The organism is Nocardia implantans, assembly GCF_035544775.1.
GTDB classification, from domain to species: domain Bacteria; phylum Actinomycetota; class Actinomycetes; order Mycobacteriales; family Mycobacteriaceae; genus Nocardia; species Nocardia implantans.
In genome coordinates this window covers 249,275-268,740 of sequence record NZ_JAYKYQ010000003.1, presented here as the reverse complement: position 1 = coordinate 268,740, position 19,466 = coordinate 249,275, and the positions used below count along the sequence as shown (strand labels likewise).

Annotated in this window: 18 protein-coding genes; 7 read left to right on the top strand and 11 right to left on the bottom strand. The window is 68.9% G+C overall.

Annotated elements, in window-relative coordinates; all coding sequences use genetic code 11:
- Window positions 1–3 precede the first annotated feature (3 nt).
- Window positions 4–672, top strand: a complete 669-nt coding sequence (locus U3653_RS09105) for an SRPBCC family protein (protein ID WP_195079171.1) — start codon at window positions 4–6, stop codon at window positions 670–672.
- Window positions 672–902 carry a hypothetical protein gene (locus U3653_RS09100; RefSeq protein WP_195079170.1) on the top strand — a complete coding sequence of 77 codons (231 nt, stop codon included), beginning with the start codon at window positions 672–674 and terminating at the stop codon, window positions 900–902. Before U3653_RS09105 ends, U3653_RS09100 begins: the two co-directional genes overlap by 1 nt.
- A 228-nt stretch (window positions 903–1,130) precedes the next feature.
- On the opposite strand, the gene U3653_RS09095 is transcribed toward U3653_RS09100, so the two are convergent.
- The 11 genes from U3653_RS09095 to U3653_RS09045 form a co-directional block, all read right to left on the bottom strand.
- Window positions 1,131–1,601: a DIP1984 family protein gene (locus U3653_RS09095; RefSeq protein ID WP_195079169.1), complete on the bottom strand. Its 471-nt coding sequence runs from the start codon at window positions 1,599–1,601 to the stop codon at window positions 1,131–1,133.
- 248 nt (window positions 1,602–1,849) lie between these two features.
- Window positions 1,850–3,289, bottom strand: a complete 1,440-nt coding sequence (locus tag U3653_RS09090) for an MCE family protein (RefSeq protein ID WP_195079444.1) — start codon at window positions 3,287–3,289, stop codon at window positions 1,850–1,852.
- 2 nt (window positions 3,290–3,291) lie between these two features.
- Complete coding sequence (locus U3653_RS09085; RefSeq protein WP_323124077.1) at window positions 3,292–4,425, bottom strand: MCE family protein; 1,134 nt, start codon at window positions 4,423–4,425, stop codon at window positions 3,292–3,294.
- Between the two features lie 2 nt (window positions 4,426–4,427).
- The gene (locus tag U3653_RS09080) at window positions 4,428–5,666 is read right to left on the bottom strand and encodes an MCE family protein (RefSeq protein ID WP_195079168.1); all 1,239 of its coding nucleotides are present in this window, start codon (window positions 5,664–5,666) and stop codon (window positions 4,428–4,430) included.
- Window positions 5,663–6,697 carry an MCE family protein gene (locus U3653_RS09075; RefSeq protein WP_195079167.1) on the bottom strand — a complete coding sequence of 345 codons (1,035 nt, stop codon included), beginning with the start codon at window positions 6,695–6,697 and terminating at the stop codon, window positions 5,663–5,665. Before U3653_RS09075 ends, U3653_RS09080 begins: the two co-directional genes overlap by 4 nt.
- A gap of 2 nt (window positions 6,698–6,699) precedes the next feature.
- Window positions 6,700–7,722 (bottom strand): MCE family protein, encoded by a 1,023-nt coding sequence (locus U3653_RS09070; RefSeq protein ID WP_195079166.1) that lies wholly within the window; start codon window positions 7,720–7,722, stop codon window positions 6,700–6,702.
- Window positions 7,719–8,909, bottom strand: coding sequence for an MCE family protein (locus U3653_RS09065; RefSeq protein ID WP_195079442.1), 1,191 nt, complete (start codon window positions 8,907–8,909; stop codon window positions 7,719–7,721). The genes U3653_RS09070 and U3653_RS09065 overlap by 4 nt, the downstream gene beginning before the upstream one ends.
- A gap of 21 nt (window positions 8,910–8,930) precedes the next feature.
- A complete protein-coding gene (locus U3653_RS09060) occupies window positions 8,931–9,770 on the bottom strand; it encodes an MlaE family ABC transporter permease (protein ID WP_397070405.1) in 840 nt (279 codons plus the stop codon).
- 19 nt (window positions 9,771–9,789) lie between these two features.
- Entirely contained in the window at window positions 9,790–10,530 is a 741-nt protein-coding gene (locus U3653_RS09055) for an MlaE family ABC transporter permease (RefSeq protein WP_195079441.1), read from the bottom strand.
- Between the two features lie 372 nt (window positions 10,531–10,902).
- On the bottom strand, window positions 10,903–11,376 hold the full coding sequence (locus U3653_RS09050; RefSeq protein WP_195079440.1) for a hypothetical protein: 474 nt from the start codon (window positions 11,374–11,376) through the stop codon (window positions 10,903–10,905).
- A complete protein-coding gene (locus U3653_RS09045; RefSeq protein WP_195079164.1) occupies window positions 11,364–12,011 on the bottom strand; it encodes a TetR/AcrR family transcriptional regulator in 648 nt (215 codons plus the stop codon). The genes U3653_RS09050 and U3653_RS09045 overlap by 13 nt, the downstream gene beginning before the upstream one ends.
- A gap of 351 nt (window positions 12,012–12,362) precedes the next feature.
- Between U3653_RS09045 and U3653_RS09040 the strand changes: the two genes are divergently transcribed.
- From U3653_RS09040 to U3653_RS09020, 5 genes are read left to right on the top strand one after another with little or no spacing between them, the layout of a single operon-like run.
- Window positions 12,363–13,535 (top strand): amidohydrolase family protein, encoded by a 1,173-nt coding sequence (locus tag U3653_RS09040; RefSeq protein WP_195079163.1) that lies wholly within the window; start codon window positions 12,363–12,365, stop codon window positions 13,533–13,535.
- Window positions 13,532–14,767, top strand: coding sequence for a M24 family metallopeptidase (locus U3653_RS09035; RefSeq protein WP_195079162.1), 1,236 nt, complete (start codon window positions 13,532–13,534; stop codon window positions 14,765–14,767). Before U3653_RS09040 ends, U3653_RS09035 begins: the two co-directional genes overlap by 4 nt.
- A complete protein-coding gene (locus U3653_RS09030) occupies window positions 14,757–15,881 on the top strand; it encodes a M24 family metallopeptidase (RefSeq protein ID WP_195079161.1) in 1,125 nt (374 codons plus the stop codon). Before U3653_RS09035 ends, U3653_RS09030 begins: the two co-directional genes overlap by 11 nt.
- Before the next feature lie 14 nt (window positions 15,882–15,895).
- A complete protein-coding gene (locus U3653_RS09025) occupies window positions 15,896–16,855 on the top strand; it encodes an enoyl-CoA hydratase/isomerase family protein (RefSeq protein WP_195079160.1) in 960 nt (319 codons plus the stop codon).
- 56 nt (window positions 16,856–16,911) lie between these two features.
- Window positions 16,912–19,392, top strand: a complete 2,481-nt coding sequence (locus U3653_RS09020; RefSeq protein WP_195079159.1) for a CaiB/BaiF CoA-transferase family protein — start codon at window positions 16,912–16,914, stop codon at window positions 19,390–19,392.
- Window positions 19,393–19,466: the final 74 nt, after the last annotated feature.

The window sequence follows — 19,466 nt, the reverse complement described above, 5'->3', positions numbered from 1 at the left end:
TCCATGAAACTCGACAACACCTTCACCATTCCCGTTCCGGCTGCGCAGGCCTGGCAGGTGCTGCTGGACCTGGAACGCATCGCCCCCTGCGTTCCTGGCGCCGTCATCACTTCCCGGGACGGCGACGACTTCCACGGCAAGATCAAGGTCAAACTCGGGCCCGTCGGGCTGAGCTACAGCGGCGTGATCAAGGTTCTCTCCCAGGACGAGGCCGCCGGGATCGCGGTGCTCGAGGGGCGTGGCCGCGAAACTCGCGGCAACGGAACGGCCAAGGCGACCATCACCTGCCGGCTTGTCGACTCCGGCGGCGCGACAGAGGTTTTCGTGGACACCGATCTGGCGATCACCGGCAAGCCCGCGCAGTTCGGCCGTGGTGCGCTCGCCGACGTGGCGGGCACGCTCATCGGCCAGTTCGCCACCAACCTCGCCGCGGAGATCACGGCATCCGCACCGACCGAGCCGGAGCCGGGCGCGCTGTCAGCGGTCCCAGCGGACGGTGACGACTCGGCCACGGCCACCGCAACCGCACCGCGCAAACCGGCCGAGCCGATCGATCTGCTCCAAGCCGCCGGTGCGAGCAGTGGCGCCCGGCTGGGCGTCCTGGCCTTGGTGAGTCTCCTCGTCCTACTCTTCGCCCTGCTGCGTAGGCGCTCCGCGCGATCGGCGCCCTGATGTCCCGGCCCGCCCGCGCGACGCCCGCCGGAGATCGATTCGCGCCCATCCGCGACCTGCGGCATATCCGCGTCGACACGGGCGCTTTCGCTGTGGAGTACCAGGCAGGCGCGGCGCAGATCGCGGACGTCGTCGCCGAACCGGGCGCCCACGCCGGATTCGTGGTCACCGTCGATGACGACATCCGCCCCGGCCTGCCGCCGCTGCCCTGCGGCGAACTCTGGAACTGACGCGAGAGGTGGAGTGCCCCTGACCCGCCCTCGCCGCCGCGGATCTGCACATGGTGATGTGCTGTGTGCTGTGCACTGTCTCGTGTGCGCGGTGCTGGGCTGCGGTGTGAGACGGGGAATCGAACCCCTCGCACTGCCCATCGTGCGCCGAGAAAGTGGCCGAATATCCCGTCGGCCAGTCGGGTTCGTGCACGCCTCCGCGACGGCTACCTGCTCCACCTCTCCCGGTCAATCCAGCAGGTCGACCTCCCAGTTCGAGCGCTGGATGCGCACGTCGAGCTCCCGCAGTTCCCTGGCGAGGTCATCGGCCTGCCCGCGCAGTTCGGCGACCGGCAACGCCGCGAACATCTTCAGCTCGGATCGCAGCTGGCGTGCGTATCCGGGCTGCCCCTTGCCCGCCGCGGCGTCGGCGGCGGCCGTGACCAGGGAGTGCCGCAGCCGCAACGCGTCCCGGCGGGCCAGCGCGTCGGTCAAGGTGCCGTCGTCTCCGATCCGCGCGGCGGCGTTGGTCCGATTGATGCGCCGGATCAGCGTCTCGTACTCACCGAGCGCCTGCCCCGCCTCGGCCAGCAGCTCCGCCGCGTTCTCGGCGGGCTCCTCCCCCTCCTGAAAGCGAGCGTTGCTCACGATGCGAGCCCGCAACTGCTCGATCCGGCGCGCCGTATCCGCGCGCAACGCCAACGCCTCCGCCAACTTCATTCCCCACCTCCGGCCATCGACTCGTGAAGGGTCGATTATCGACCGATCAGCCGCACGAGTCACGCGAATTACCTTGTCGCGCTGCGCTGGAGGTGTGCGTAGTCCCGGCTTCGATGGTGTCCCTGCCCGCCTTCCACGGGCGTCGATGGAACCGGCCAGGCCGCAGGCACTCGGCGTCACCGGGTTCGAAACCGGACCAGCACAACGGTCCTCGCGGCATTCCCCGGGCCGATCGGGCGCGGCGGCGGTCAGTGCGGCAGCATGTCGGTCCAGGTCCGGTCGGTCGAGGATGCCAGGTTGCTCTGCTGGTAGAGGCGGCCGTCCGGGCCGAGGTAGTTACCGGTCCGGGGGTCGTAGCGCGCGATGCCGATAGAGGGCGCCGCGGGGGCCGAGGCGGGTGCGGCCGCCGGTCCCGCGCCCTGATTCCAGCGTGAATCGGGCGGCACACCTTGCCCTTCCAGGCTCGGGTCGTGCGGGTAGGGACCCAGCAGGGGCTGTTCGGTGGCAAGAGGCTGGAATTCCTGGTCGCTGTTGCACAGGGCGGCGGTCGGCGCCCGCTTGGCGGGGTTGTTCGCGCACGGAATGTTGCGCACGCCGCGCACCGCGATGTCGGAATCCTGGGGCAGTTTGCAGTACAACCCGTCGGGGGTGTCGATGGTGTCGGTGTCCTCCGGCGATCGCCACGCCGACGGCGGCAGGAAACCGACGGTGCACGCGGGCGGGTCGGAGATGCCGCCGAGCCGGAAGTCGCCGAGGCCGAGCCCGGCGGCGTTGCGATTGGGTTGCACCGCTTCGATCATCGAGATCGCCGGTGGCAGCAGCACCAGGATCTGTTCCAGCCCGGGGTTGTAGGTGACGGCGAGCTGCCCGATCGAGGTCAGGCCGGACAGCAGGATCGGCAACGTGAGATGCACCGAGTCCAGCAGGTGCGCGACCTCGGCGGCGAATCCGGGGCCGGTCCGCAGCAGGCCGCGGATCTGCGGGTCGTTCGCGACGATCTGATCGGTGACGCCGGCGAGGCTGCGTGTCCAGATCCGGATGGCGTCGGCGGACCGGACTTGGGTATGCAGCAGTGGCCCTGAGTCCTCGATCAGGGCGCGGGCCCGGCCACCGGCACCGTTGAGATCGGCGGCGAGGGTCTGTGCCGAGTTCAGCAAGGAGTCCAGGTCGTATCGGGCGCCGTGCATGCCTTGGAACAGTTCTTCGAGCAGTGCGTGCAGTTCGTCGGCGGGAATGCTGCCGACCAGATCGCCGAGCTTGTCGAGCATCGGGCCGACCGGCTGCGGAACCGTCGCGTGCCGCAGATCGATCACCGATCCGTCACGCAGGTAGGGCGGCGCGTCCGTGCGGGGGCGCAGTTCGACGTACTGCTCGCCGACCGCGGACACGCTGCGCACTTGCGCGGTGAGGTCGGCGGGAATGCGGTAGGAGCTGTCGATCTTCAGCGTGGCGCGCACGCCGCTGCCGGTCAGCTCGACCGAGCTCACCTTGCCGACCTCGACGCCACGGAGGGTGACATTGCCGAAGCGATAGAGCCCGCCGGTGGTCGGCAGCTCGAGCGACACGTTGATGGTGCCGACGCCGGCCAGGTCGGGCAGGCGCATGTAGACGGTCGCCATCGTGCTCAGCCCGACCAGCGACAAGATCGCGAAGATCACCAATTGCGCTCGGACGAAACGGGATAGCAGCATCAGCGGCCTCCGTCGGTCGGCGGTGCGATCGCGGCGCCGAGCGGGTTCGAGGTCTGCCGGGCATACCCCGGGTCACCGACCGCGGCTTGCACGACGGCAGTCGGGTCGCCCCATGGGGTGCCAAGCAGCATTTCCCGCTTCAGGCGGGGAACGGTGAGATCGACCGTCGCGAACAGGTTCAAGTAGTCGCCCCGCACCGCGCGGTCGATGACGCTCTGGCCGTAGGGGAACACGGTCGCGTACGCCAGCGCGGCGTCGATCTGGGGGCCGACGTCGGCCAGCGCCCGCAGCGTCGGCTCGAGGTTGCGCAGATTCGTCACCAGATCGGTTCGGACGTCGGTGATCACGGCGGTGGCGGTGTCGCTGAACGCGCGCAGCCGATCCAGCGCCGCGGTGATGTTCGGCCGCTGGGCCAGCAGCACGTCGAGTGCGGGCGGAAGCCTTCGCAAGGTTTCGGTCACGACGTCGCGCTGCTCGGCGAACTGCCCCGCCAATCGCTCGAGCGCATCGATCGAACCGATGATGTCGTCGCGCTGGCCGTCGAGCACGCCCATCATCGTGTCGAGGCGGACCAGCAGCGAGCCGACCTGTTCCTGGCGCCCGCCGAAGGCGTCGTTCAGATTACGGATGATCTCGCCGAGCCGGCCGAGCCCTCCGCCGTTGACGACCACCGACAGCGACGCCAGCGTCTGCTCGGTGGAGGGATAGGTCGAGGATCCGTTCAGCGGGATCCGGGTTCCCGACGCCAGCCGCCCGGACGGCGCGACGCCCGCTGGGGTGTTCAGCGCGAGGTGGCTCGACCCCAGCAGGCTGGTCTGCCCGATCGTCGCGACGACGTTCGCCGGCACCGCGGCGTCCGGGCGGATCGACGCCTCGACCACCGCGTGCCAACCGTCGAGCCGGATCCCGCGCACGCTGCCGACCACGACATCGTCCACGAGCACGGGCGAGTTCGACACCAGCGTGCCGACGTTCGCCATCTCCACCTCGATGACGGTCGCCGCAGGTCCCTGCCCGGGCGCGCCCGGCAACGGCAGCGAGTTCACCCCGTGCCAGCCGCATCCGGTGAGCGCCAGCATCGAACAGGCGCCGACGGCGAGCAATCGGTGGCCGCGTCGGGGAGAAGCTCTCACGGTCAACGCCTTCCGCCGGGCAACAGGATGTCCGCGATGCCGGGCATGGGTGGTGGCGGCGGCCCTTCGGTCGCCACCACTCGGGGGATCAGGTGATCTTCGGTGTAGATCAGGCTTTCCGGGCGCGCGCTCGGCCCGTGCAGCGGGTTGACCGGGAACGGCAGGTAGTTGAAGTTCAGCAGACCGATGACCGGCCCGAGATAATCCCGGCACTTGCGCGCGGCCTCGGCGGTCGTCGTTTTCTCCAGGCTGGCGATGGACGAGCACACGAATTGCACGGGGTTGGAGAAATTGTTCAGCACGAATACACCCGCTTCGGTCGCGGTGTCCGGGTTGTAGATGTTGTAGAAGTTGGCGAGGCTCGTCGGGAAGATGTGCAGCAACTCCTCGAGGTCGTCTCGATGATCGACGAGATTCCGGGTCACGTTCGCCAGCCGCCGCACCTGCTCGGCGGCGCCGTCGCGGTTGGCGGCGACGAAGCGCTGGACGTCCGCGACGGCGACGGACAGTTCCGACAGCGCGGCATCGAGGTCGGATCTGCTGTCGTCGAGCACGCTGGACAGGCTGGCCAGCCGGTTCTGGAATTCGACGATCTGCACATCGCTGTCGCGCAGCACAGTCACGAAGTGCTGCAGTTCGGCGATGATGCCGACGATGTCGCCGCTGCCGTCGGCCAGGACCCGGCCGATCCCGGACAACTGCGCCAGCGTCTGCCGCAGCTTCTCGCCGTTTCCTGCCATCGCGTCCGCGGCTCGATCGATGAAACGGCCGGTCGAGCTGCTCGCGGAGCCCAGGCCGGGGCCGAGATCGGTGGCCAGGCGGGTGAGCTGGGTCTTGACCTCGTCCCACTCCACCGGGACGGCGGTGCGTTCCACGGGAATGACCGCCCCGTCGGGCAGCGTCGGCCCCTGCCCACGGTAGGCGGGGGTCAGCTGCACGTAGCGGGCGCCGACGAGGCTCTGGGCGACGATCACCGCCTTGGCGCCGGCGGGAATCGGGACGTCGCGGTCGACCTCCAGCTCCATTTCGGTGGTGGTGCCGCGCGGTCGGATGGAGCCGATCCGGCCGACCCGTACTCCGGCCACGCGCACGTCGTCGCCTTTGTATATAGCGGTGGCGGAGGTGAAGACAGCACGAATCGTCCTGGAACCGAATAATGTTCGGTATCCGAGGTAGGCGCCGGTGACGACCAGCGACACCACCAGCACCGCACCGACCGCGCCGAGGATTCTGGTCTTCATCGCGGCGGCTCCGGGGCCGGGACGGGGAACGCGCTGGGCGGCTGGATGCCGAAGGCTTGATCGATGAACGGCTGGATGAGCTGGGCGGGGATCAGATTGGCGACGTAGGCGTTGTAGAACGGCCCACCCGACACGGCTTCGCCCTGGGTGAGCGCGGCTTTCGCCAGCCCGGGGATCGCCGCGGCGATGTTGTCGCGATTCTTCTCCAGCATCGCCGCCACCGAGTTGAGCCGGGCCAGGGTCGGCGCGAGCTCGGCCTCGTTGTCGGCGACCAAGCCCGACAGCTGGCCGGCCACCGCGGCGGTGCCCGCCAGTAGGTCGACGATCGCCTGCCTGCGCGCGGCCAGCACGCCGAGCAGCGCGTTCGCGTTCAGGATCAGCGTGTTCACCTGCTCGCCGCGTTGGGAGAGGATCGCGGTGACGTCGGCGGTCGTGCGCAGCAGGTCGCGCAGCGAGCCGTCGCGGCTGTTGATCGATCGCGACAGCCGGGTCACTCCGTCGAACGCCGGGCCCAGCTGCGGCGCGATGCGGTCCAGTGTCGAGGACAGCATGTCCAGCGACCGGTTGAGCGCGTCGGTGTCGATCTGCGCGACGTTGGTGGCCAGATCGCCGACCGCGTCGGTCAGCGAATAGGGCGACGACGTCCGCTCCAATGGGATCACGCCGGACGGCCGCAGGGTGTGCGCGCCGGCAGGAACGAGGGCCAGCACCCGCTTTCCCAGCAGCGATCCGGTTTTGATCTGCGCCGCGGTGTCGTCGCCGAGCCGGATCGTCTCGTCGATCGCGAACGTCACCCAGGCGTCGCCTCCGCGCAGCGCGACCTTCGACACCCGGCCCACCCGCAGGCCGGACACGAGCACGTCGTCGCCCGCGGCGAGGCCGCCCGCCTCGCTGAAGACGGCCTGGTATCGCACGGTGGTGGCCCACTCGATGAACTTCTGGGACTGCAATCCGATCAGGATGACGCAGACCGCGAGCACGACCCCGATCACGCCGGGACGGGCCAGACGGGTTCCGCGGTACTCCAGCATGGCTACCCGCTGCACCTTCCGGTTTTCTGCTCGATCCAGGGCAGCACCGCCACCTGCCCCGTCTCGTCGGTCACCCGGACGGTGACCGCGCAGATGTAGTACTGGACGAAATTGCCGTAGGCGCCGGTGCGCACCAGCTTGCGGAAATTCCCCGGCGCCCGCTGCAAGGCGTCGTCGAGCAGTTGTTTGTCCTGGTCGACCAAGGGGGCCAAGCGCGCGAGCTCGTCGACGGTGCCCGCCAAGGGCGGCCGGGCCCTGGTGAGCAGATCGGCGACGGTGGCGGTGCCGTCGTCGAGGGCGTCGATCGCCGCGTCGATCGGATCTCGCTCCCGCGACAACTGCGTGACCAGCTGTTCGAGCCGGTCGACGGTGCCCGCGAACTGCTCGCCCTCCTTCGACAGCGTCGCCATGACCGCGCCGAGGTGATCGATCAGCCGCCCGATCACCTCGGAGCGCCCGGCGAGCGCGGTGGTGAACGACGACGTCCGCGACAGCAGCGAATCCAGCGTGCCGTCCTTGCCCTGGAAGATCTCCAGCAACGACCAGGTCAGCGCGTTCACCTCGCGCGCGTCCAAGCCTTGGATCACCGGCTTCAGACCACCGAGCAGCAGGTCGAGGTCGAGCGCGGGCGAGGTCCGCTCGACGGGAATCTCACTGCCCGCGGCCAGCATTCCGGTCGATCCCGGTGTGTCCGTCAGCTCCAGATAGCGGTCGCCGACGAGGTTGAGATAGCGCACGGCCACCGCGGTGCCGCTGGTCAGCGCGACTCCGCGGTCCGCGTCGAACGCCACCCTGACCTTGTGGTCGTCGCGCAGCGTGACCCGGCGAACCGTGCCCACCTCCACCCCGGCGATGCGGACGGTGTTGCCCGGCCGCAGTCCGGAGGAGTCGGTGAACACGGCGGCGTACTCCGCGCGCGTCCCGGTCCGGTACTCACCGAACACGAGCACCAGAAAGCCGGACAGCACGAGCATCACCACGGCGAACACACCGAACTTCAGCAACGGCGAGTTGCGCGGGTTCATCGGGGACCACCGTCCCCCGGTTGCCCGGCGAGCGGACCGAACAGGGCCTGCGGGAGGTTGCCCACGTTCAGCTCCACGGTCTGATTTCCCTTCTCGAACGGGTTCGCGCCGACGTCGGCGACGACGAACGGCGGCCGTCCCTCGTAGGGAACCGGCAGCACCGAACACTGCGGGCCACCCGTGGCGGCGACCTTGGGCAGATTCCGCGGATACCGGTACGGTTCGGTGCCGAACAGGAAGTTCGCCGACAGCCCGAGCCCGGGCACGTCGACCGGCTTGGATCGCGACAGCCACCCGAAACCGTCGAGCGCGCAGGTCAGCGCCTCGTGATAGCTGTTGGTGAGGGTGGTGGTCGGCACCAGCGCCGCCAGGGTGGTGTCCAACGCGGCATGGTTGTCGGCCAGCACCCGGGTTCCGGTGTCCGACAAGCCGATCAGCCCGATCAGCATGGCGTCGAGATCGCGCTGTTCGGCCACGATCGTCTCGCTGATCGCGGCGGCGTTGCGAGCGGTGTTTAGCAGGGGCGCGGTCGCGTCGGCGTAGTCGTTCAGCACCGCAGGCGCCATGGCGAGATCGGCGCGCAGCGCGGGCAGGCCCGGCTCGAGCTGGGCGAGGAAGTGCTCCGAGTCGCCGAGCATCACGCCCAGTTCGTGGCCGCGTCCGCCGGTAGCGTCGGCGATCGCGCCGAGCGTCTCGTTGAGTTTGTCCGGTTCGATGCGCCCGAGCACCGCGGTCAGCTGCTGGAACACGGTGTTGATCTCCACGGTGACGTGCTCGGCGCCGAGGACCTGTCCGGGCCGAAGCGCCTGCGGCGCAGGGTGTTCCGGTGGGAGGAACTGCACGAACTTCGCGCCGAACACCGTGGTCGAGGCGATGTCGACGCGCACGTCGGCGGGAATGAGGTGCAGCTGCCCGGCATCGATCGCCAACCGGATGGACGCGAGCCCGTCGGCGCGTTCCTCGATCGAGGCGACCTTGCCCACCGTGACCCCGCGCATCTTGACGTCGGCGTCCGGATACATCACCAGTCCGGCGCGCGGCGACAGCACGGTCACCGGCACGGTGTCGGCGAATCCGCCGTTGAACATGGTCACACCGAGGCCGACGACCGCGATCCCCACGGCGATCGAGGCCAGCCCCGCCGCGGGACGCAACAGTCCGCGCGACGCCACGGCCAGCGACTTCATCGTCGACAACATCGGCACCTCTCAACCGGACAGATCGAAGTTCCCGTTGGCGCCGTAGACCGCCAGCGAGACCAGCAACGTCACCGAGACGACCCCGATCAGCGAGGTCCGGACCGCGTTGCCGACGGCGATGCCGACACCCGAGGGTCCCCCGCTGGCGAAGTAGCCGAAGTAGGTGTGGATCAGCAGGATCGTCAGCGCCATCAGGATCGCTTGCACGAACGACCACACCAGGTCGACCGGGTTCAGGAAGGTCCCGAAGTAGTGGTCGTACAGCCCGGCGGACTGACCGAGCAGCACGACGGTGGTCAGCCTGCTGGCGAGGAACGAGGCGATGACCGCCAAGGCGTACAGCGGGACGATCGCGATCATGCCCGCGACTATCCTGGTGCCGACCAGGTACGGAATAGGTTGGATGGCAAGCGATTCCAGCGCGTCGATCTCCTCGTTGATCCGCATCGCGCCGAGCTGGGCTGTGGCGCCGGCGCCGAAGGTCGCGGCCAGCCCGATGCCGGCCACCACCGGTGCGGAGATGCGCACGTTGATGAACGCCGACAGGAAACCGGTCAGCGCTTCGATGCCGATGTTGCCCAGCGAGCTGTAGCCCTGGACGGCGAGGGTGCCGCCGGTGGCCAAGGTCAGGAATCCCACGATCACCACCGTCCCGCCGAACACCGCCAGCGCCCCGGAACCCATGCTGATCTCGGCGATCAACCGGACCGTCTCCCTGCGGTAGCGCCAGGCGGCGAACGGCGCGTACACCAGCGCCTTTCCATAGAAGATGGCGTGGTCACCGATCCGGCCCAGCGCCTGGTACGGCCGCCGGATCCGCCGGATCGTCTTCGGATAGCGCGCGATCAGGGTCACGGGCGCCGCTCCTTCACCGCACGGTCATCTGGATGCCGATCGCCGTGACGACCACATTGATGACGAACAACGACATGAAGGCGTAGACCACGGTCTCGTTGACCGCGTTGCCGACGGCCTTGGCCCCGCCGGAAACGATCAATCCCCGGTAGCAGGCGACGAGCCCGGCCACGAGCCCGAACAGCAGGGCTTTGACCGAGGAGATGATCACCTCATCGATCCCGGTCAGCAGCGTGATGCCGGCGGCGAAGGCGCCGGGATTGACGTCCTGGACGTAGACGGAGAACACGTAGCCGCCGATCACGCCGATGATGCACACCAGATTGTTCAGCAGGAACGCCACCGAGCCGGAGGCGAGCATCCGCGGCGTCACGAGTCGTTGCACCGGGTCGATGCCCAGCACCTGCATCGCCGCGATCTCCTCGCGGATGGTTCGTGAGCCGAGGTCGGCGCACATCGCCGTCGCGCCGGACCCGGCGACGATCAGCACGGTGACCATCGGACCCACCTGCGTCACCGCGCCGAACGCGGCGCCCGCGCCGCTGAGATCCGCCGCGCCGAGTTCGCGCAAGAGGATGTTGAGCGTGAAGCTCACCAGCACCGTGAACGGGATCGCCACCAGCAGTGTCGGCACCAGCGAAACCCGCACGAGGAACCAGGACTGCTCGAGGAATTCCCGAGTCTGGAACGGCCTGTGGAACAACAACCGCACCGCGTCCGCCGACATGGCGAACAACCCGCCGACCGCCTGCATGGGGCCCGCCGCCGCTCGCGTGATGGTCGTGAACAGTGCCCGTCCCGCCGGGCGGGCGGTCCCCCGCACCTCGGCCTCGGCTCGCATTAATCCCCCTCTCGTTCCCGAAAATGCCATTCTCATATATGAATATGATTACACGCTATTCAAGAGAACTCAATGAGGGAGAAGGGCAGCCGCTACGGACGGCCGGTGTCGGCTCGGCGGCACGGCGCGTCGATGACCGCGTCAACGAACAGCCAGGCCGATGCGCGAAACCCTTAGCCGCCCTGATCGCGGCGACGGGGTGTCGCACGGTCGACGGAGACGCGGAGGACGGCAGGTAGCGGCCGAAACAGGCAGCAGGCGAGAAAGTTTCGGGACGGATGCGAGTCAGCCGACGGGGCTGAGATCCGCGCCGATCGGAGGGAAGGACGACAGCCCGATGCGGAAGACCTCGGTCGTTGCGACCGAGGTGGCCGGAACCGCCGCCGCGGTCAGGGCTTGGGCCTTGAAGGCTTGCGCGGCGACGCTGAGCCGGTGCAGCACCGGATCGACCCGGTGTTCCGGGGGCGCGGGCCAGCCCTCACCCCAGACCACCACTTGCACGCCGCCGTCGTCCAACGCCTTCAGCAGACCCCGGCGCGCCCGGCGATCGCATTCGCAGACGTCGGCGGCCACCGCGAGCGCGTGCGGCTGCCGCCCCTGCCCGCGCGAGGCGAGCACCTGCTCCAGGTCCAGCACCTCGGCGCCGAGGATGCGCAGCGGCCGCGTATCCGAGGGATCGGCCACCAGCACCGTGACGTCCCACCCCGCGACCGAGCGGTCGAACAGCCATCCGCCCGCGTGCTGGACTACGTCGACGATGCTGGTCGCGACGACGTCGAGGCGGTATCTCTTCGTTCCCCATCCGGCGCGAAGTCGCGCGCCAGTGACCTGGTGTACTCGTGGAACACCTCGGTCAGCGGGATCGAGTGGTCGAGCATCCATGAGATCTCCATTCCATTGATGAAAGCGACGATTTCCACAGCCCGGATGTCTGGGTCGAAATCGGGCCGGTACCGTCCGATCTCCTGGTTGCGGCGGATGACGTCGGCGACGATGCCGACGGCCACCTTCCAACGGTCGAGCAGGCGCTCGTGCAGTGGAGCCTCGGGCAGCAGGTTCTCCACCAGCAGGACTACGAAGGTGCCCACCAGTTCCGGTGAGCGCTGGATGCGATCGGCGACTTTGCGGATCTCCAGGAACAGATCTCCCGTCACATCGGCTTCCATGGCGTCGTCCGCGTCGCGGGCGTCGAGCACGGCGTGCAGCAGTTGCTCCTTGGACTGGAAATGGTGCAGCAGTCCGGCCGGGCTAACGCCGGCTTCGCGCGCGATCTGCGCCAATGTCGTACTGCGCCAGCCATTCCGGGTGAGCAGGCGCTGGGCGACCGCCAGGATGCGCTGTCGGCGGTCTTCACCTTTGGCCAGCAGGGAGGCGTAAGGACGAGGAGTGGTCACGAGAATCCCTGTTCGATCAAACCTAGTGAACACACAGTAGGTTGGTTTCGGCAGTGTGACAAGGGCCCCTCACCGCGAGCAGAAGATAATTTCATTCTCGCAGTCCCGAGCCGGAAATCGGGTGCCTGGTCAATGACATATGTAGGTGTGGCTCTCACATTGTGATAACGTCATTTCCACGACGGAACCGCAGTGATCCGAAGGGGATCACCGCCACGCGGCTCGTCGCGAGCCCGGCGGCGATCTTCGGGTGCCGCCGCTGGCCCCACGCGCCGCCGACGCAGTCCGCATCCGCACCCCGCCGACGCGACAGCGGTTCCGTGCCGCGAACAGATCCATGGGAGGGTCAAGATGTCGGTTCCGACCAGCAGTGCCTCGTTGTACCCGCCCGGCGGCTTCGGCCCGCCGAAGGACCGCCGCGGCCACGCCGAGGGTTCGGCCGGCCTGCCACCGGGCACCGAGGTCTTCTCGGCCGACAACCACATCTCGCTGGCGCACGACATCTTCTACGAGCGGTTCCCGGAATCGCTCAAGGACCGCGCCCCGCGGGTGTGGTACGAGGACGGCGCATACCAGCTGGGCCGGAAGGGGAAGTCGTTCCTGCCCGGCGATTTCAGTCATGTGCTGATGCAGTACGACCCGCTGGACGGCTCCGGAAGCGGCAACCTGGAGGCGCGGATCGCGGATCTGCGCGCCGACGGCATCGCCAAGGAGCTCGCGTTCCCGAACGCGCTGCTGGCGCTGCTGTTCTACCCCGACAAGGAGATTCGCGAACTCTCCTTCCGGGTGTACAACGCCTACATCGCGGAGTTGCAGGAGCGCTCCGGCGGCAGCTTCTACGGCGTCGGACTGATCAACTGGTGGGACGCCGAAGGCACGCGCCGCACCCTCGCGGAGCTGAAGTCACTGGGGCTCAAGACGTTCCTGCTGCCGCTGTCGGCGGGCAAGGACGACGAAGGAAAGGTCATCGACTACGCGAGCACCGCGATGATCCCGGTGTGGGACGCGATCGAGGAGTCCGGCGTGCCGGTCTCCCACCACATCGGCGAGTCGCCGCTGTCGAGCCCCTGCGAGGTCAACAGCGTCGCCGTCGGCATGATGCACAACGTCGCCCCGTTCCGGGAACTGTTCTCCAAGTACATCTTCAGCGGCATCATCGACCGGCATCCCGGCCTGAGCATCGGCTGGTTCGAGGGCGGGGTGAACTGGGTGGCTTCCGCGATCCAGGACGCCGAGCACATGCTTGCCTCCTTCCAGCACATGCTCGATCGCCCGGTGGAGCACGAGGTGCGCTACTACTGGGACAACCACATGCGCGCCTCGTTCATGGTGGACCCGCTGGGCCTGTCGCTGATCGACCACATCGGCCGCGACCGGGTCATGTGGTCGTCGGACTACCCGCACAACGAGAGCACGTTCGGCTACTCGGAGAAATCCCTGCGAGCCGTGGTGCAGGCCGTGGGGCCGGAGGACGCCGCCCGGATCGTCAGGGGCAACGTGACCGCATTCCTGGGTCTGTCATGACGTCGTTCCCCGTCGCGGCCACCTCGTCCCTCGCGATCCCCGAGGTGCCGGATCGCGCGCGCATGCGGCGCGAGACCGGGGCGCGGCTGCGCTCGGCCATGGCCGAACAGGGCGTCGACGCGCTGATTCTGCTGAACAACAGCAACGTCGTATATGCGACCGGGGCGAACTGGCCGCTCGGCGACGCGGGGCTCGCCCACGTCGAACGGCCGGTCGCCGTGGTCGTGGCGGGCGATCCGTGGCCGCACCTGCTCCTGCCGTTCCGGGAGGGAGCCTCGGCGGAATCGGATCTCCCGGGCGACCACCTGCACGGTCCGGTGTATCTCGAATTCGACGAGGGCGTAGCGGCTTTCGCGCGCATCGTGGCCGATCTCGTCCCGGCGGGGTCGGTCATCGCGGTGGACGAGTGCACCGGAGCCATGCTGCGGGCGCGATCCACGCTGTTCCCCGGCGGCGCTCCCGCGGATGCCGCCGCCGTGATCGGCGCCGCGAAACTGATCAAGACACCCGACGAGATCGCCTGCATCCGCACCGCGTGCCGGATCACCGAGCAGGCCATGGTCGACGTGCAGGCGGCGCTCGCGCCGGGGCGCAGGCAGATCGATCTGTCGGCGAGCTTCGTGCGCAGGGCGTTCGAACTCGGCGCCACCGCCACCATGCTCGACGCCATCTGGCAGGTGATGCCGGAGACCAAGGCCGACGGCGTCTGGACCACACACGGCGATCTGGCTCTGCCACTGCTGACCACGGAGCGGGAACTGCGCGCCGGTGACGTGCTCTGGACCGACGTCAGCATCACCTACGGGGGCTACTGCTCGGACTTCGGCCGCACCTGGACGGTGGGCGCCGAGCCCGACGCCCGCCAGCAGCGGCAGTTCGAGCGCTGGCGCGAGATCCTCACCGCGGTGCTCGACGTGACCCGCGCCGGCGCCACGGCCGCCGATCTCGCGCGGGCGGCGATCGCCGCCGCCGGCGGCGCCGAGCCCTGGCTGCCGCATTTCTATCTGGGACACGGAATCGGCGTGAGCGCCGCCGAGATGCCGATGATCGGCACCGATCTCGGCGCCGAGTTCGACGAGAACTTCGTGTTCGAACCCGGCATGGTGCTGGTGCTGGAGCCGGTGGTCTGGGAGGACGGCACCGGCGGCTACCGAAGCGAGGAAATCATCGTGATCACCGAGGAGGGCTGGACCGCCCTCACCGACTACCCCTACGCGCCGTATGGCCACTGAGATTCTGCCCGACGCTCGCGCCCTGCGACATGGGCGGCGCGAACGTGCCATGGCACAGATGCAAGCCCATGATCTGGACGTTCTGGTGCTCGGACGCCAGGCCAACGCCCGCTACGTCTCCGGCACACCGCAATTGTGGGTCGCGGGCACCCGCCCGTTCGGGCCGGTGGCGACGGTGGTGCGGCGCACGCGCGCGGTGCATCTGCTGAGCACGTGGGACGAAGGCGTGCCGGAGGACATCCCGCACGAGAACCTGTACGGCATCGCGTGGAATCCGATGAACACCATCGCCGTGCTGCGCGGCATCGAGGGCGCCGCCACCGCGCGGCGGGTCGGCACCGACGCGCTGTCACCCGGCTTCGCGAAGCTGCTTCCGCTCGCCTTTCCCTCGGCCGAACTGGTCGACGGCGAACTGGCGATGCGCGCCGCACGCCGGATCAAGACTCCCGAGGAAGTGGAGGTGTTGCGCGCGACCCTCGCCATCGCGGAGGAAGGCTTGGCCGCGGCCGTGCGCCTGCTCGCGCCGGGCGTCACCGAGCAGGCGTTGATCGGCGTGCTGCTCGAGGCGATGGCCGCCGGCGGCGTCAGCACCCCGGCCTCGCAGGACTCGGCATGGGTGACCTCACGGGAACACCCCTGGCGGCGGGCGGGCGCGGACCGCCGCGCGCGGGCGGGCGACCTGGTGGCCTTCTCCTCGGGTGTGCTGGGCGAGGGCTATATCGGCGAGGTGGGCCGCACCTGGCCGGTCGGCGGCGAAGGCAACGACCGGGTCCGCAAGCTGTACCGGCGGTGGGACGGCCTGTGGGGCAGGCTGCTGGAGGCGTGCCGCCCGGGAGCGGCGGGCACGGACCTGCTCGCCGCCTACGAGATCGCGGGGGAACCGCTGCCGCCGATGCCTGTCGCGCGGGGGCTCGGCATGGGGTTCGATCCGCCGGTACTGACCGATCACCTGCGTGCGAGCGCCGCGGCCGAACGCCTCGAGCCGGGCATGGTCCTCGCCGTCACCGCGTACACGTGGGAATCCGGTGTCGGGGCGGTGTTCGGGCGCGACGCGGTCCTGATCACCGAGGACGGCGCCGAGGTGCTCACCACCGCTCCGCACTGGGAGCACTAGGAAGGAGCCCGTCCATGTCCGGTCCCGAGCAGCCGTCGGCGGAGGAGATCATCCGCTACGACAAGGACCCCAAGACCCGGATCGCGACCATCACCTTCGACCGTCCCGATCATCTCAACGCGCCCACCATCGCGGCCCGACTGCGCTACGCCGACCTGCTGCACCGCGCGAACGTCGACGACGAGGTGAAAGTGCTCGTCGTCCGCGGGGCGGGCGACGACCTCGGCACCGGAGCCGACCTGCCCGAGTTCATGGCGGTGCAGAGCGCGCCCACGCAGGGTCCGCGGTTGAGCGAGTACAAGATCGGCGAGGACGAGGTGCGGTATCCGCCCCGCGCGTCCTTCCGGCACGGCGCCACGATCAGCCAGTGGTACGCCAACGCCCAAGCCGGTTGCCGCAGCCTGCAGGAGTTCAAGAAGATCAGCATCCTGGAGGTGAAAGGCTACTGCTATGGCTGGCATTTCTATCAGGCGGCCGACGCCGACCTGGTGATCTCCTCCGACGACGCCCTTTTCGGTCATCCGTCCTTCCGGTACTACGGCTGGGGGCCGCGGATGTGGACGTGGGCCCAGACCATGGGGTTGCGCCGGTTCCAGGAGATGGTCTTCACCGGCCGGGCTTTCACCGCGCGGGAGATGTACGAGTGCAACTTCCTGAACAAGGTCGTCGCGCGAGCCGACCTCGAAGCCGAGACCGAGAAGTACGCCCGCGCCTGTGCCCGCAACCGGCCCACCGACACCGTGTTCATGCAGAAGGTGTTCTTCGAAGTGATGAAGCAGCACCAGGGCGAGTACATGGGCAGTCTGCTGAGCGGGTTCTTCGAATCGATGGGCGGCCACATCCACGCCGACGACGACGAACTCATGCTGGACAACGCGTTCGAAAGCGGGCTGAACAACTCGGTCAAGGACAATGACGCGCGGTTTCCGCCGGAATTCCGGCTGAGCAAGTCCGGTCGCAAGAAGAAGGTCTAGCCCGGCCCGGCCGAGGCCGGAGCACTCGGTCGCGGGAATCGGAACGGTGAGAGGTCATGGGATCGAAAGAATCCGCGAACAGCTCCGAGCGTCCCGTCGAACCGCCGTTGCGCGGTTGCGTCGTGGTCGACGTCTCCTCGGGGATCGCAGGCGCCTATTGCACCAAGCTGCTGGCCGACGGCGGCGCGGAGATCATCAAAGTCGAAGCGCCGGAGGGGGATTCGCTTCGCCGGTGGTCGGCATCGTTGGCCCGCATCGACCCGGGGTCCGACGGTGCGCTGTTCTCCTTCCTGGCCGGTTCGAAGAAGAGTGTCGTCGCCGCGCCGGGGGTGGCCGCGGACCTGGAACTCGTCGACGACCTGCTCGCGGCGGCCGACGTGGTGGTGTGGTCGCCGGGGTCGCGGCTCGCCGAGCACCCCCGGCTCGCCCCGGCCGCGTTGCGCCGCGCGCACCGTCATCTGGTGGTCACCGCGATCACCCCGTTCGGTCTCGACGGGCCGTGGCACGACCGCCCGGCCACCGAGTTCACCTTGCAAGCGTGGTCCGGCGGCATCGTCGGCCTCGGCCGAGGCGCGCCGGACCGAGCGCCGGTGCACGTGGGCGGCCGGATCGGGGAATGGTTCGCCGGCGCCTACGCGAGCGCGGCCACCATGACCTCGCGGCTGCGCACGCTCGGATCCGGCGCGGGCGAGCTGGTCGATCTGTCCGTGCTGGAGACCCAGATCCTCGGGCTCACCTATTTCCCCGTCTCGTTCTTCGACGCGCTCGGCCGCCCGTTCCGCACGGAACGACGGCTCAGCGTGCCCGGGGTCACCACCGCCGCCGACGGCTTGGTTGCGGTGGGCTGCGGCACCGCGCAGCAGTGGTTCGACCTGTGCGCGATGGTGGGGCATCCGGAGTGGATCGAGGAGGACCCCGCCCCGGCGATCACCCAGCGGGCCAACGAGAAGGCGCCGGAGATCTTCGCCTGGTTTGCCGAGCAGCCCGCCGAGGTGATCCGCGATCTGGCGACCGCCTTCCGCATTCCCAACGGCCCGGTGGTGAACGGAGCAAACGCCACGACCACTGATCATCACGTAGCGCGAAGATTCTTCACGGTGAACCCCCGCGACGGCTTCGTCCAGCCCGGCCCCCCGTATCGCACGACGCCCACGCTGCTGTGCGATCCGCGACCCGCTCCCCGGCTCGGCGAGCACACCGAGGAATATCGTGCCCGCCGCCGGAAACGCCCGCGCACGGCAGGACGCACCGCACCGCAACCCCTGCCGTTCGAACATCTTCGCGTCCTCGACCTCACGACGTTCTGGGCCGGGCCGTCGTGCACGCACTACCTCGGCATGCTCGGCGCCGAAGTCATCCACGTGGAATCGGCCGGACACCCCGACGGCACCCGCCTCATCGCGGGCGTGCCGCCGAGCGAAGAGCAATGGTGGGAGAAGTCCCCCGTCTTCTCCGGGCTGAACACCAACAAGAAGGGCCTCACGCTGGACTTCCGCTCCGATCGCGGGCGAGACCTGTTGCGGCGGCTGGCCGCCACCTGCGAGGTGATCGTGGAGAACTACACACCCCGCGTGCTCGAGCAGATCGGCCTGGACTATCCGGCCGTGCGGCGACTGCGCCCGGACGCGATCATGGTCCGGATGCCCGGTTTCGGCCTCGACGGTCCCTGGCGCGACAATCCGGCCTTCGCCTACGTCATCGAGGACACCTCGGGGCTGACCTGGCTGACCGGCCACCCGGACGGCAATCCGGTCGAGCCCTATTCGATCGGTGATCCCAACGCGGGCGTGCACGCCCTCAACGCCCTGCTCTTGGCCTTGGAACACCGGCGCCGCACCGGACACGGCGTGCTGGTGGAGGCCGCGATGGTCGAGGCCGCGCTCAATGTGGCCGCCGAGCAGGTGATCGAGTACTCGGCCTACGGTGCGCTGCTCCAACGCGACGGCAACCGCGGTCCCTGCGCCGCGCCGCAGAATCTCTATCGCGCCTCGGGTGTGGACGAATTCGGCAGGGAGGACTGCTGGGTGGCGATCGCGGTCGCCACCGACGCGCAGTGGCGGCGGCTGCGCGAAGCGCTCGGGACCCCGTTCTGGGCCTTGGATCCCGAACTCTCGTCCGCGCCGGGGCGCCGCCGCAGGCATGACCTGATCGACGAGCGGCTCGCGGAATGGTGTGCGCAGCGCGACAGCGACGAGATCGTCCGCATTCTCTGGGACGCCGGTGTACCGGTCGCGAAGGTCATGCAACCGCACCGGCAGTTCGAGCTGCCACAGCTACAGTTCCGGGAGTTCTTCGAGCCGGTCGCCCACCCGGTCGCCGAGACGGCCAGGCACAGCACCGTGCCGGTGCGGTTCTCCGCCGGTCCGCGGCGTTTCCACCGCGGGCCCGCTCCCCTGCTCGGCCAGCACAATACGGAGCTGCTCACCGCTGTCGGCCTGAGCGAGACGGAGATTCGCGCCCTGGAGGCCGACGGTGTCATCGGTGGGCTGCCCGGCGGTGGTGCGGTCGTCGGCGAAATCCGCATAGCCATCGGGTGATCGAGGTTCAGCCGACGTGCCCGCACCCGACTGCCGTCACCGCCGCCACGCCATGCCGCAAGCCAGCGCGAGGA

Excerpts from the sequence above, each read along its gene's own strand:
- U3653_RS09105 (WP_195079171.1), top strand. The coding sequence starts at position 4 with ATGAAACTCGACAACACCTTCACCATTCCCGTTCCGGCTGCGCAGGCC.
- U3653_RS09100 (WP_195079170.1), top strand. The coding sequence starts at position 672 with ATGTCCCGGCCCGCCCGCGCGACGCCCGCCGGAGATCGATTCGCGCCC.
- U3653_RS09095 (WP_195079169.1), bottom strand. The coding sequence starts at position 1,601 with ATGAAGTTGGCGGAGGCGTTGGCGTTGCGCGCGGATACGGCGCGCCGG.
- U3653_RS09080 (WP_195079168.1), bottom strand. The coding sequence starts at position 5,666 with ATGAAGACCAGAATCCTCGGCGCGGTCGGTGCGGTGCTGGTGGTGTCG.
- U3653_RS09075 (WP_195079167.1), bottom strand. The coding sequence starts at position 6,697 with ATGCTGGAGTACCGCGGAACCCGTCTGGCCCGTCCCGGCGTGATCGGG.
- U3653_RS09070 (WP_195079166.1), bottom strand. The coding sequence starts at position 7,722 with ATGAACCCGCGCAACTCGCCGTTGCTGAAGTTCGGTGTGTTCGCCGTG.
- U3653_RS09065 (WP_195079442.1), bottom strand. The coding sequence starts at position 8,909 with ATGAAGTCGCTGGCCGTGGCGTCGCGCGGACTGTTGCGTCCCGCGGCG.
- U3653_RS09055 (WP_195079441.1), bottom strand. The coding sequence starts at position 10,530 with ATGCAGGCGGTCGGCGGGTTGTTCGCCATGTCGGCGGACGCGGTGCGG.
- U3653_RS09040 (WP_195079163.1), top strand. The coding sequence starts at position 12,363 with ATGTCGGTTCCGACCAGCAGTGCCTCGTTGTACCCGCCCGGCGGCTTC.
- U3653_RS09035 (WP_195079162.1), top strand. The coding sequence starts at position 13,532 with ATGACGTCGTTCCCCGTCGCGGCCACCTCGTCCCTCGCGATCCCCGAG.
- U3653_RS09030 (WP_195079161.1), top strand. The coding sequence starts at position 14,757 with ATGGCCACTGAGATTCTGCCCGACGCTCGCGCCCTGCGACATGGGCGG.
- U3653_RS09025 (WP_195079160.1), top strand. The coding sequence starts at position 15,896 with ATGTCCGGTCCCGAGCAGCCGTCGGCGGAGGAGATCATCCGCTACGAC.
- U3653_RS09020 (WP_195079159.1), top strand. The coding sequence starts at position 16,912 with ATGGGATCGAAAGAATCCGCGAACAGCTCCGAGCGTCCCGTCGAACCG.